14 protein-coding genes are annotated in these 12,751 nt (G+C 71.0%); 13 read left to right on the plus strand and 1 reads right to left on the minus strand.

Annotated features, from left to right (window positions below; translation table 11 throughout):
• The 5 genes from HF999_RS00975 (at position 1) to HF999_RS00995 (ending at position 4,632) form a co-directional block, all read left to right on the plus strand.
• The gene (locus HF999_RS00975) at positions 1 to 933 is read left to right on the plus strand and encodes a DUF58 domain-containing protein (protein ID WP_168544071.1); all 933 of its coding nucleotides are present in this window, start codon (positions 1 to 3) and stop codon (positions 931 to 933) included.
• Entirely contained in the window at positions 934 to 1,917 is a 984-nt protein-coding gene (locus tag HF999_RS00980) for a VWA domain-containing protein (protein WP_168544072.1), read from the plus strand.
• 60 nt (positions 1,918 to 1,977) lie between these two features.
• A complete protein-coding gene (fabG1, locus tag HF999_RS00985) occupies positions 1,978 to 2,703 on the plus strand; it encodes a 3-oxoacyl-ACP reductase FabG1 (RefSeq protein WP_168544073.1) in 726 nt (241 codons plus the stop codon).
• A 76-nt stretch (positions 2,704 to 2,779) separates the two neighbouring features.
• Positions 2,780 to 3,622 carry an NADH-dependent enoyl-ACP reductase InhA gene (gene inhA / locus HF999_RS00990; protein WP_168544074.1) on the plus strand — a complete coding sequence of 281 codons (843 nt, stop codon included), beginning with the start codon at positions 2,780 to 2,782 and terminating at the stop codon, positions 3,620 to 3,622.
• A complete protein-coding gene (locus tag HF999_RS00995; RefSeq protein WP_168544075.1) occupies positions 3,619 to 4,632 on the plus strand; it encodes a ferrochelatase in 1,014 nt (337 codons plus the stop codon). Before inhA ends, HF999_RS00995 begins: the two co-directional genes overlap by 4 nt.
• A 21-nt stretch (positions 4,633 to 4,653) precedes the next feature.
• Here HF999_RS00995 and HF999_RS01000 read toward each other — a convergent pair whose 3' ends face one another.
• The gene (locus tag HF999_RS01000; protein WP_168544076.1) at positions 4,654 to 5,427 is read right to left on the minus strand and encodes an Rv1486c family protein; all 774 of its coding nucleotides are present in this window, start codon (positions 5,425 to 5,427) and stop codon (positions 4,654 to 4,656) included.
• 83 nt (positions 5,428 to 5,510) lie between these two features.
• On the opposite strand from HF999_RS01000, the gene HF999_RS01005 reads away from it, so the two are divergent.
• From HF999_RS01005 to HF999_RS01040, 8 genes are all read left to right on the plus strand, one after another.
• On the plus strand, positions 5,511 to 6,617 hold the full coding sequence (locus HF999_RS01005) for a phosphotransferase family protein (protein WP_168544077.1): 1,107 nt from the start codon (positions 5,511 to 5,513) through the stop codon (positions 6,615 to 6,617).
• Positions 6,614 to 7,753, plus strand: coding sequence for an Rv3169 family protein (locus HF999_RS01010; RefSeq protein WP_168544078.1), 1,140 nt, complete (start codon positions 6,614 to 6,616; stop codon positions 7,751 to 7,753). The genes HF999_RS01005 and HF999_RS01010 overlap by 4 nt, the downstream gene beginning before the upstream one ends.
• Positions 7,754 to 7,764: 11 nt before the next feature.
• Positions 7,765 to 8,586 carry a DUF3097 domain-containing protein gene (locus HF999_RS01015; protein ID WP_168544079.1) on the plus strand — a complete coding sequence of 274 codons (822 nt, stop codon included), beginning with the start codon at positions 7,765 to 7,767 and terminating at the stop codon, positions 8,584 to 8,586.
• Between the two features lie 36 nt (positions 8,587 to 8,622).
• Entirely contained in the window at positions 8,623 to 9,246 is a 624-nt protein-coding gene (locus HF999_RS01020) for a TetR/AcrR family transcriptional regulator (protein WP_168544080.1), read from the plus strand.
• Between the two features lie 69 nt (positions 9,247 to 9,315).
• Positions 9,316 to 10,221, plus strand: a complete 906-nt coding sequence (locus tag HF999_RS01025; protein ID WP_168544081.1) for an AurF N-oxygenase family protein — start codon at positions 9,316 to 9,318, stop codon at positions 10,219 to 10,221.
• On the plus strand, positions 10,218 to 10,991 hold the full coding sequence (locus HF999_RS22910) for a DUF4873 domain-containing protein (RefSeq protein WP_168544082.1): 774 nt from the start codon (positions 10,218 to 10,220) through the stop codon (positions 10,989 to 10,991). The genes HF999_RS01025 and HF999_RS22910 overlap by 4 nt, the downstream gene beginning before the upstream one ends.
• Positions 10,992 to 11,035: 44 nt before the next feature.
• Complete coding sequence (locus tag HF999_RS01035; RefSeq protein WP_168544083.1) at positions 11,036 to 11,470, plus strand: NfeD family protein; 435 nt, start codon at positions 11,036 to 11,038, stop codon at positions 11,468 to 11,470.
• A gap of 28 nt (positions 11,471 to 11,498) precedes the next feature.
• Positions 11,499 to 12,749, plus strand: coding sequence for an SPFH domain-containing protein (locus tag HF999_RS01040; protein WP_246207003.1), 1,251 nt, complete (start codon positions 11,499 to 11,501; stop codon positions 12,747 to 12,749).
• Positions 12,750 to 12,751: the final 2 nt, after the last annotated feature.

Below are 12,751 nucleotides of genomic sequence, written 5' to 3' on the forward strand. Positions count from 1 at the left end.
ATGCCGCACGCCCCGCTCCCGAGCTTCGCCGGCGGCGAGGTCGACGAGTCCCGCATGCAGGCGTCGCTCAAGACGCTCGAACTGCTGGTCCGGCGTCGGCTCGACGGCGTCCTCAAGGGCGATCACCAGGGCCTGCTGCCCGGCCCCGGCTCCGAGCCGGGGGAGTCGCGCCCGTACACGCCGGGCGACGACGTCCGGCTGATGGACTGGTCCGTGACCGCCCGCACCACGCACCCGCACGTGCGGCAGATGATCGCCGACCGCGAGCTGCAGACCTGGATCGTGGTGGACCTGTCCGCGTCGATGGACTTCGGGTCCACCGGCGGCACCAAACGCGACCTCGCCGTGGCCGCGTCGGCCGCCGTCGTCCACCTGGTCAGCGGCGCGGCGAACCGCGTGGGCTGCCTGGTCACCAACGGCGCACAGCTCGTCCGGGTGCAGCCCGCGGCGGGCCGCGCGCAGCGGCAGAAGGTGCTCAAGGCGATCGCGACGGCGCCCCGGGCCGTCGAGGGCACCCGCGGTGACCTGCGCATCGCGCTCGATGCGCTGCGCCGGCCCGAGCAGCCGCGCGGCCTGATCGTGGTGATCAGCGACTTCCTCGGCGACGTGGACTACGTCCGCGAGCTGCGGGGCCTCGCCGCTCGGCACGAGGTGCTGGCCGTCGAGGTCCTCGACCCCCGCGATGTCGAGTTGCCGGCGGTCGGCGAGATCGCGCTGCGCGACGCCGAGTCCGGCGCCGTCCGGGAGCTCACCGTCACGCCGGACCTGCAGGTGCGGTTCGCCGCGGCGGCGCAGGCGCATCGCGCGCAGGTCGCCCGGACGCTGCGCGGGGTGGGCGCGCCGATCCTCGAGCTGCGCACCGACCGCGACTGGCTGGCCGACATCGTGCGGTTCGTCGCCGCCCGACGACGCGGATTGGCTGGTGCTTCCTAGATGGGCGGATTGACCTCGCTCGCCGACCCGATCTGGCTGCTGGGCATCCTGGTGGTGCTGGCCATCGTGGCCGGATACGTCTACAACGAGCGGCGCCGGGACAAGCGCGCGCTGAAGTTCGCGAACATGACGGTGCTCGACTCGGTGGCGCCCCCGGGGCGCAGTCGGTGGCGGCACGTGCCCCTGGCGCTGCTGAGCATCGGGCTGATCCTCATGATGATCGCGCTGTCGGGGCCGCAGGCCATGCGCAAGGTGCCCCGCAGCCGGGCGACGGTCGTGCTGGTGATCGACGTCTCCCTGTCGATGCAGGCCACGGATGTCAGCCCGAACCGGCTCGACGCTGCCAAGGAGGCGGCGAAGAAGTTCGTCGGCGAACTGCCCACCGGGATGAATCTCGGGATCGTCTCGTTCGCCGGCACCGCACAGCTGCTGGTCTCGCCGACGCCGGACCGTTCGCTGGCCACCAACGCGATCGACCACCTCGACCTCGCGCAGCGGACCGCCACCGGTGAGGGCATCTACGCCGCGATCCAGTCGATCAAGAACATCCGGGACGTGCTGGGCGGCAAGGACAACGCGCCGCCCGCCCGGATCATCCTGGAATCGGACGGCAAGCAGACCGTGCCGACCGACCTCGACGATCCCCGCGGCGGTTTCACCGCGGCGCGCAAGGCCAAGGAGGAGGGCATCCCTATCTCCACGATCTCCTTCGGCACGCCGGGCGGCACCGTCAGCATCGAGGGCCAGAACATCCCCGTCCCCGTCGACGATGCCTCCCTGAAGAAGATCGCGGACCTCTCCGGCGGGCAGTTCTTCTCCGCGTCGTCGCTGAGCGACCTCAACCAGGCCTACGGCACGCTGCGCGACGAGATCGGTTGGGAGATGCAGAAGGGCGACAACTCCCGGGTGTGGGTGCTCTGGGGCACGGTGCTGCTCGTCCTGGGTGCGGCGGGCGCCGTGGCGTACAACCGGCGGCTGCCGTGACACGCTGCGGGACACCCGGAGATTTCCCCGCCCACGCGGGCGATTGATACGTTGTCTTCCATGTCGACATCTGAATTCACGCCCCGGTCCGTCCTCGTCACGGGCGGTAACCGCGGCATCGGCCTCGCGATCGCACAGCGCCTCGCCGCCGACGGGCACAAGGTCGCGGTCACCCACCGCGGCTCGGGCGCCCCCGAGGGCCTGTTCGGCGTCCAGTGCGACGTCACCGACAACGACTCCGTCGAGGCCGCGTTCAAGGCCGTCGCCGAGCACCAGGGCCCCGTCGAGGTGGTCGTCGCCAACGCCGGCGTCACCGACGACACGCTCCTGATGCGGATGAGTGTCGAGAGCTTCGAGAAGGTCATCAACGCCAACCTCACCGGTGCCTTCCGCGTCACCAAGGCCGCCACCCGGGACATGCTCAAGAAGCGGTGGGGCCGGTTCATCTACCTCGGCTCCGTCGTCGGCCTCATGGGCACCCCCGGCCAGGCGAACTACGCCTCCTCGAAGGCCGGCGTCATCGGCCTCGCCCGCTCGGTGACGCGCGAGGTGGGCGCGCGCAACATCACGGCGAACGTGGTGGCCCCGGGCCTCATCGACACCGACATGACCCGCGAGCTCCCGGCCGAGTACGTCGAGACCGCCGTCAAGCAGGCCATCCCCGCCAAGCGGATGGGCCAGCCCGAGGACGTGGCCGCGGTGGTCTCGTTCCTCGCCTCGGACGACTCGGCCTATGTCACCGGGAACGTCATCAACGTCGACGGTGGCCTGGGCATGGGCCACTAGGCCGTCCCGGAGACACCCCGACGGCGCACCGTCGAACCAGCCACGCAGCACCCGAAAACCTGAAGGAGGCACGTCCGTGACCGGACTGCTCGAAGGCAAGACCATCCTGATCACCGGCATCATCACCGATGCCTCCATCGCGTTCTCGGCCGCCAAGGTGGCCCAGGAGCAGGGCGCCAAGGTGATCATCACCGGCATCCCGGACCGGCTCCGCCTGATCGACCGCATCGCCAAGCGCCTGCCGCAGGAGGTGCCGCCGGCGATCCCGCTCGACATCACCGACGAGGAGTACCTCGGGACCCTGGCCGACAAGGTCCGCGAGCTCGCGCCCGAGGGCATCGACGGCGTGCTGCACTCCATCGCCTTCGCGCCCCGCACCCTCATGGGCCCGGACGCCGTGCCCTTCCTCGAGGGCCCCGGCCCGGACGTGGCGAAGTCCTTCGAGATCTCGGCGTGGAGCTACGCCTCGCTGGCGCGCGCCGTGCTGCCCGTCATGAACGAGGGCGGCTCCATCGTGGGCATGGACTTCGATCCCCGCACCGCGATGCCCGACTACAACTGGATGGGCGTGCAGAAGGCGGCGCTCGAGTCGGTGAACCGCTACGTCGCCCGCGAGGTCGGCTACGCGAAGAAGATCCGGTCGAACCTGGTGGCCGCGGGCCCGATCAAGACTCTTGCGGCCAAGGCCATCTCGGGCACCGCGACGGACGACGCGAAGAAGCTCAACATGCTCAACCAGTACTGGGACGGCGCCTCGCCCATCGGCTGGAACGTCGACGACCCGGAGGTCGTGGGCAAGAGCATCTGCGCGCTGCTCTCCGACTGGCTGCCCGGCACCACCGGCTCCATCGTCTACGTCGACGGCGGCGCCAGCCACAACACCTGGTTCCCCGAGGAAATGATCAACGCGCAGTCGTGAGCCACGATGCGCTGCTCGTGCTCTCCTTCGGTGGGCCCGAGCACCCCGACCACGTACGGCCCTTCCTCGAGAACGTCGTGCGTGGTCGTGGCGTACCACCCGAGCGCCTGGACGCCGTCGAACAGCACTACCTGCGGTTCGGCGGCGTCTCGCCGATCAACGGGCAGAACCGCGCGCTGATCGCGGCGGTCTCCGAGGAGTTCGGCCGCCGGGGCCGGGATCTACCCGTGTACTTCGGGAACCGGAACTGGCATCCGATGGTCGAGGACACAGTCGCGCGGATGAAGGACGACGGCGTGCGGAACGCGCTGGTCTTCGCCACGTCCGCGTGGGGAGGCTTCTCCGGCTGCCGCCAGTACGACGAGGACATCGCCCGCGCGCGTGCCGCCGTCGGTGCCGGCGCGCCGAGGCTGACGAAGCTGCCCCAGTTCTACGATCACGAGCTGTTCCTGGAGTGCTTCGCGGACGCCGCCGCAGCGGCGTTGGCGACGGTGCCCGTCGGCTCGCGTCTGGTGTTCACCGCGCACTCCATCCCGGAGGCCGCGGACGTCAATGCCGGTCCGCCCGGGGTGTCGAACCTGTACTCCCGCCAGGTCCGGGAGGCAGCCGCGAACGTCGCCGCCCGGCTCGGCCTCGAGCACGACGTGGTCTGGCAGTCCCGCTCCGGCCCGCCGCAGGTGCCGTGGCTCGAACCCGACATCTGCGACCACGTCCGGTCGCTGTGGGACGAGCGGGTGCCCGGCGTCGCGGTCGTGCCGATCGGCTTCGTCTCCGACCATCTCGAGGTCATCTGGGATCTGGATACCGAGGCCCGCGATCTCGCGGCGGAGCTCGGCCTGCCCTTCGCACGCGCCGCCACCCCGATCGGTGACCCGCGGTTCGCCGCGATGGTCGCCGACCTGGTCGAGGACGCGGATGCCGGCCGGTCGGCCGGGCTCGGCGTCAGCGTCGACGGTGCCGCCTGCGTGGAGGGCTGTTGCCCTGCGGTCCGGCGCCCGACTCGCACGTAGCAGCGACTGCGTGGTCCGGGTTCACCCGCGCAGTTCGTCGCGGCACACCGCGTTGACCGCAGCCACGCGGGCGGCGCGAACGGTGCGCCACAGGTCCCGGTACGCCGCGTCGCCGCCCTGTGCGGACGCCAGCGTGAGGCCGGCGTACGGGTTCTCCGCGCCGGCGACCAGTAGGATCGCCTCGACCATTCCGGCGCTGTCGAGCACCCGGTGCGCACGCTCGGACGCGCTGCGCGGCAGCCGGTGGGCGCCGAGGTAGCGGGTCAGCTCCATCACCAGGCGCCGGGGATCGTCGGACGAGTCCGGCGCGGGCGGCAGGCCGGCCAGGGCCGACGGTGCCTCCCGGACCGCGCCGCGCAGCTCCTGTTCGGCGCCGCCCAGCGGCATCGGGTCGGGGTCCGCCAGGGCGGGTTCGTGCAGGTAGGCCTGCCAGCGCATCACATCCGCGGCCTCCGGCACGGGAACCAGGGCGATCGACGAGGACGCGCCGTCGAAGACCACGACCTCGCCTCGCGCCATGGCGGCCTGTTCGAGGTCGGTCCCGGCGGGGAGTCCGCGGGCGTCGCCCGGCGCGGGCAGCAGCAGCCGGACGGTGTGCGGTTCGAGCCCGCGGATCTCGGCCAGCAGGTCCGGGAGATCGCCGTCGACGACGGACTGCACGGGTGCCCATTCGCTCAGCGCGGCGAGCAACTCATCGGTGCCCGCAGATCCTGCGAGCCAGGCCGCGGACCACACCGCGAAGCCCTGGGCGGGCCCGGCGGTGGCGCGGCGTGCGAGCGTGGCGACGGTACTCATGACCCGGCCAGCTTACGCGCCGGATCGCGTCGAAATTCTGAAACATGTTCTAGCAAGGGGGTCGCGGATCTACCCTGACCCACATGAGCGAATCGGACACCTTCGCCGAGCAGGCCCGCCCGGCCTCGTCGCAGCGCACCCCGGACGAGGTGCGCGGGCGCCTGCAGCGCTGGTTCGCGGCCCGGGACGCCGATGCCGAGATCCTCGATCTGCAGCTGCCGGAGGGCAACGGGATGTCCAGCGAGACCCTGCTCGCCGCCGTCCGGTTCGGCGACGGCGAGCGGCGTCTCGTGATCCGCGTCGCGCCCCGCCCCGAGTCCGATCCGGTGTTCCCGACCTACGACCTGCCGGCCCAGTTCGCGGTCATGCGCCACGTGCTGACGTACGGGGTGGCGGCGCCGTCGTGCCTGTGGGTCGAGGAGGATCCGTCCGTGATCGGGGCGCCCTTTCTGGTCATGGACCGGATCGACGGCGAGGTTCCGCCGGACGTCATGCCCTACACCTTCGGCGCCTGGCGACCCGACGCCACCGACGCGGACCTGCGCGAGTTCGGCGATGCGTCGGTCGATGTCCTCGCGATGATCCACGGCGTCACCCCGCCGGACGGCGGGATCCCGATGCCGGAGCCGGGGGAGAGCGCTCTGGCCGCGCACCTGCGCCGGGTCCGGGAGTTCTACGACTGGGCGGCGGAGGGGCACCGTCGGGCCCCGATCCTGGACCGAGCGCTCGCGTGGGCGCAGGAGCACCTTCCGGGCCATGCCGACGCGGTCCTCATCTGGGGCGATGCCAGGATCGGCAACCTGATGTACTCCGGCAACACCCCGGTCGCGGTGCTGGACTGGGAGATGGCCACCGTCGGGCCGTGCGAACTGGACCTGGGCTGGTTCGTGTACCTGCACCGCTTCTTCCAGGACCTCGCCGAGCTCGCGGGGCTGCCCGGCCTGCCCGGGTTCCTCCGCCGCGAGGACGTGGAACGACGGTACGCCGACCGCACCGGTCATGTCCCGCGCGACATGGACTTCTACACCGCGTACGCCGCGATCGTGCACGGCGTGATCATGTACCGGATCCAGACCCGCGCCATCGACTTCGGAGCCTCCGCGGCGCCCGAGAACCCCGACGACATGATCCTGCACCGCGCGAGCATCGAGAAGATGCTGGACGGGACCTACTGGGAGGCGGTGCCGTGACCGCGCAGTGGGCCGGTTCGCCGCTGTCGCCGGCGGACGACCTCCCGATCCACCAGGTCGCCGAGGTGATCCGACACCCCGCGACCTCGGACCGCAACTTCTACGACCGCTACTACTTCAATGCGCACTCGGGTACGGCGAGCGCACCCTTTCTGGTGCTCGGCCTCGGCGTGTACCCGAACCTGGGGGTGGTGGACTGCTTCGCCGTCGCCCGGTACCGCGACGACCAGATCGTCTTCCGTGCGTCGAGGGCGCTCGGCGCGGACCGCACGGACACGGTCGTCGGACCGATGCGCTTGGAGGTGCTGGACGGGTTGCAGCGCCTCCGGGTGGCGCTCGATCCCGGCGCGGACTACGACCTCGCGTTCGATCTGACGTTCACGGCGACCGGGCCCGCGCACCTGGAGCCGCGGCACTTCCACCGGCAGCTCGAGCGGGTCACCTTCGACACGCAGCGGTTCGTGCAGGTCGGGTCCTGGGCGGGGGAGCTGACCGTCGACGGCGAACGGTTCGACGCGAGCGACTGGCGCGGCAACCGCGACCGGTCGTGGGGCGTGCGGCCCGTCGGCGAGGCCGAGCCGCCCGGCCGCCGCGTCACCGAGGCGGGCAACTTCTTCTGGATCTACTCCGTCCTGCGCCTGCCCGAGGCCACGATCTGCGTGGTCCTGCAGGAGGACGTCCGCGGCCGGCCGGTCGTCGAGGACGCCACCTGGATCCCGCACGACGGCTCCGAGCCCCGCTGGCTCGGCCACGTCGCGCACGACATCGAGTTCGTCTCCGGGACCCGCCAGGCCCGGGCCGCCCGGCTCGCGTTCACCGGCACCGACGGTGCCCGGACCGAGGTCGACATCGCGATCCTCACGGCGAACCACTTCGGCTTCGGCACCGGTTACGGCCTCGATGCGGACTGGCGGCACGGCATGTGGCAGGGGGAGGAGAAGGTCGAGGGTCGGCGCTTCCGCGTGCCCGACCTGGACGTGAACCTCACCATGCTGGTCCCGGTCGAGTACCTCGCGACCTGCACCGTCCGGCACCCGGACGGGCGCACGGAGGAGGGCGAGGGCCTGTTCGAGTTCGGCGCGATCGGACCGCACACGCGCTACGGCTTCCAGCACTACGTGGATCCCGCGCCGTAGAATCAGCCGCCGTGGGACACGGCTATGGCGACATCTACGCGGGGCACGCGAGCAAGAGGGCGCGGGTGGTCCCCGAGGTCCCGGCCGACCGGGATCTCGTGGTCGAGGACGCGGCGACCGGCTTCTGCGGCGCCGTCGTCGGCTTCGACCGCAGCTACGACGGTGACCTGGTCAAGCTGGAGGACGGGCGCGGCAGGGTTCGCGTGTTCGTCATGCGCCCGGCCGCGTTCCTCATCGACGGTGCGCCGGTCACGCTGGTCCGCCCGACGGCGAAGGCACCGTCGGGCCCGCAACGCAGCGCGTCGGGCTCGACCCGCGTGGAGGGCGTCAAGGCGCGCGTGGCGCTGCCCAGCCGGATCTGGGTCGAGGGCATCCACGATGCCGCGATCGTGGAGCGGGTGTGGGGTCACGACCTGCGGGTCGAGGGTGTCGTCGTGGAGCAGCTCGAGGGGCTCGATCACCTCGGCGATCGGCTCGCGGAGTTCCAGCCGGGGCCGGGACGGAAGGTCGGCGTGCTCGCCGATCACCTGGTCGAGGGCTCGAAGGAGTCACGGATGACGCAGTCCGTGGGCAAGTACGTCATGGTCACCGGTCACCCGTTCATCGACATCTGGGCGGCGGTCAAACCGGCGGCCGTCGGGATCGCGGCCTGGCCGGACGTGCCGCGGGGCGAGGACTGGAAGACCGGCACCTGCAGGCGGCTCGGCTGGGGCACGCCGCAGGACGGCTGGCGTCGGGTGCAGGGCGCGGTGACCTCGTTCCGCGACCTCGACGCCTCCCTGATCGGTGCGGTCGAGCGTCTCGTGGACTTCGTCACCGAGCCGGACGACTGAGGGCGGGAACCCACGCGGTCGGGCTAGAATCCGCAGGTGGCATCGACTCCGACGACGAAACCGGACACCCGGCAGCAGATCCTGCGCGCCACGCTCGACTGGGTGGACGAGGCGGGGCTGACCCGCATCTCGATGAGCGCGCTCGCCAAGCGGGCGCGGCTGGCGCGTGCGACGCTCTACCAGCACTTCACCGGCAAGGACGCCCTCGTCGAGGCGGTCGTCTCCAGCGAGCTCGACAAGTTCTACAGCCGCATCCACGGCTACGCCGACCCGATCGCCGACAACGATGAGCGGCTCGCGGCCGGGTTCGCCTACGCCTACGCCTACCTGCGGGAACATCGCGCTCTGCAGCGCGTGCTCGCGATGAGCCCGGCGCTGATCCTCCCGTACATCCACGGCGACTCCCCGCAGATCCAGCAGGGGCGGCGCTTCTTCCTCCGCGAGATCCGGCGCGACGAGTACCGCGACGACGCCGATGTCGAGGCGATGGCCGACTTCTTCGTCCGGCAGCTGCACTCGCTCCTGCTGACCCCGCTGCCGCCCGTCGAGGGCCTGGTCGACGGGCCCGAGCACCGCGGACCGTCGTCGGCGAACATCGAGGCGGGCCGACGGTACGCCGAGACCTTCGTCCTCCCCGCACGGGCGCAATTCGTGCGATAGACACCCCGACAGCCTGGGGGGATAGACAGAATTCTGGACTCTGTCTGCCGGTGGTGTTAGGTTCGCCACATGACCGATACGACTCTGCCCGAACGCACCCGCGAGAGCGTGGCCGATCGACTCCTCGGCGGTTCCGTCAAGCGCTCCTACGCGCCCGTCGTCGACATCGACTGGGACGCCCCGATCGATCCCGACAAGTTCTACCTGCCGCCGCACATGTGCACGCTGTACGGCACCGACATCTGGAACGGGATGTCGCGCGCGGAGCAGATCGCCCTGTCCAAGCAGGAGATGGTGAACCTGCTCTCGATGGGCATCTGGTTCGAGAACCTGCTCAACCGTCTGCTCCTGCGGGACCTGCTCTCCAAGGACCCCACGTCGCGTGACGCCTTCTACTCGCTCACCGAGATGGGCGACGAGTGCCGTCACATGGTGATGTTCGGCAAGGTCATCGACCGTGTCGGCGAGCGCCCGTACCGCTTGCGCGGCTGGCAACTCGGCGTGGTGAAGTACGTTCTCGCGCCGGTCATTCGGGGGCAAGCCGTGTGGATCGCCGCGCTCGTCGGCGAGGAGATCTTCGACGCGCAGCAGCGCCAGATCAAGGACGACCCGGAGCTGCAGCCGATCGTCGCGCGGCTCATGCAGATCCATGTCACCGAGGAGGCGCGGCACATCGGTTACGCCCGCGACGGGGCGCGCCGCGGCGAAGCCGACCGCACCCGACTGCAGACCCTCCTGGTGGGAAACCTGCACGCCGGGGCCGCATTCGGTTTCCGGATGCTGTTCGCCAATCCGCGCATGTACGCCCGCGTCGGACTGGACGCCAGGGCCGCCTACCGCGCCGCCATCACCAACCCGCACCACATCAAGGCCAAGCAGGACGGCTTCCGCGACCTCGGCCGGTTCCTCGACTCCGTCGGGCTCATGGGCCCGCTCGCGCGGTGGTCGTGGCGCAGGGCGGGGTTCCTCGCGTGAGGGCGGCGGAGGCGCCGCGCATCGTCGTCATCGGCGCGCGTGTCCCGGCCGTCGACGGTGCCCGGACCGTCACGGTGGCACCGTCCGACGTGCTGGGCCTGCGGTTCCGGCCCGACCGGGACGTGTGGACCGTGACGACCGCGGCCGGGGCGTTGGACTACGACCTGGTGGTCCTGCCGGGCACGACCGCCGAGATCGCCGTGCCCGCGCTCGATCCCCGCGTCGTCGCGCCGAGCTCGGTGGGACCCACGGACGCGGAGCGCGCATACCTCGGGATGCTGGTCGACGGCGTGCCCAATCTCGTCCTCACCGATGGCTCGAAGGACCAGCTCGACACGCTGCAGGCGTGGCTGAAATGGATGTACGCCGAGGCTGCCACGCGAATCCTGGCCCGGCCGCCGGTCACCGCCCGCTGGATCCAGCGCGGCCGGCGCACGCCCACGCGGCCCGATCGCGACGCCGTCGACCTGTCGAACGACCACGTCCGCGACGAGGGCGTCTACACCGGGTCCGCCGTACTCTGCTCCGGTGACTACGAGGCCGTCTCGCCGGTCCGGCTCGCCGGCCACCTCGAGCCGCTCGACGGCCACTACCACTGGTACGGCACCGTCGACGATCTGGAGATCGGTGCGGCACTGAAGAAGATGCCGCGCGGGAGCGTGACGGTGTCCGTCGGCGGGGGCGCGGGGTCGCCCGCGATGGTGACCGACAAGACGGTGTGGGGCACCTACCGGCTCGTGGGCGTCGGCACCCCGCCGTACCCCCTCTAGCGAGGGTCCTCGCAGGGACTGTCCGATTCTGGCAGGATCGGGGTATGGCAGCTGCGCTCTGGCTCATCGGCGCGATCCTGCTGGCCGTGGCGGAAACGGCGGCCGGCGAGTTCACTCTGCTCATGCTCGGCGGTGGCGCACTCGTCACGGCCGGGGCCACGAGCGTGTTCGACCTGCCGCTGTGGGCGCAGGGGCTGGTGTTCGCGCTGTCGTCGGTCATGCTGCTGGTGCTCGTGCGTCCGCCGTTGCGGCGGTACGTCGAGCGCAAGCGGGGCGACGCGCCGTCGTACCTGGAATCGCTGCCCGGAACGAAGGCCCTCGTACTGCAGGCCGTTTCGGGGGGCGACGGCGGTCGGGTGCTGATCGGCGGCGAGGAATGGTCGGCGCGCACGCCGTACGAGGGGATCGCGATCCCCATCGGCGTCGAGGTCACCGTCGTCGAGATCGACGGCGCCGTGGCGATCGTGGTCGACAGCTGACCGAGAACCACAACGGAGAGGAAGAGGCATGGACGGCATTGGAATCGGACTGGTCGTACTCGTCGTACTGATCCTCGCGGCGGTCGTCGTGCTGGTGAAGGCGCTGGTGCTGGTCCCGCAGGCGCAGGCGGCGGTGATCGAGCGGCTCGGCCGGTACACGAGGACGGTGTCCGGCCAACTGGCGCTGCTCATCCCGTTCATCGACACGGTGCGAGCCCGGGTGGATCTGCGCGAGCAGGTCGTCTCCTTCCCGCCGCAGCCGGTGATCACCCAGGACAACCTCACGGTGAACATCGACACCGTCGTCTACTTCCAGGTGACCCGCCCCGAGGCCGCGGTGTACGAGATCAGCAACTACGTGGTCGGCGTCGAGCAGATCACCACCACCACGCTGCGCAACGTGGTCGGCGGCATGACCCTCGAGGAGACGCTGACCTCGCGCGAGAAGATCAACGGCCAGCTGCGCGGCGTGCTCGACGAGGCCACGTCCCGCTGGGGCCTGCGCGTCGCGCGGGTCGAGCTCAAGTCGATCTTCCCGCCCCCGTCGATCCAGGAGTCGATGGAGAAGCAGATGAAGGCGGACCGGGAGAAGCGGGCCACCATCCTCTCCGCCGAGGGGCACCGGGAGGCGGCCATCAAGTCGGCCGAGGGCGACAAGGCCAGCCGGATCCTTCTGGCCGAGGGCGAGCGGCAGGCCGCGATCCTCGCGGCGGAGGCCGATCGCCAGGCCGAGATCCTGCGCGCCGAGGGCCGACGGGCCGCCGCCTACCTCGAGGCGCAGGGTGAGGCCAAGGCCATCGAGACCACCTTCTCGGCGATCAAGTCCGGCCGCCCGACGCCCGAGCTGCTCGCCTACCAGTACCTGCAGACCCTGCCCGAGATGGCGCAGGGCGACGCGAACAAGGTGTGGGTGGTGCCGAGCGATTTCAACGCCGCGCTGCAGGGCTTCATGCGCAACCTCGGCACGCCGGGCTCCGACGGCGTGTTCCGGTTCGAGCCCTCCGAGGACGCGCCCGCGACCGCGCCGGACATCGATACCTCGGGCTGGTTCGAGACGCCGGAGCCGGTGGCGCCCGTCGTGGTCACCAAGGACGAGGTGCCCGACGCGCCGGTCGCGCCGACGAACCAGGGGGCGACCGCCGAGATCGCCCCGGACGCCACCGCCCAGCTTCCGGTCGGCGAGGCTCAGGGGCAGCTGGGCCAGGGGCACACGCGCTGGCAGAAGCTCTCGTCGCACGAGGTGGAGCAGCCGGGACAGGTGCCGCCGCCGCAGGGCTGACG

Source organism: Tsukamurella spumae, from assembly GCF_012396015.1.
Lineage (GTDB): Bacteria > Actinomycetota > Actinomycetes > Mycobacteriales > Mycobacteriaceae > Tsukamurella > Tsukamurella spumae.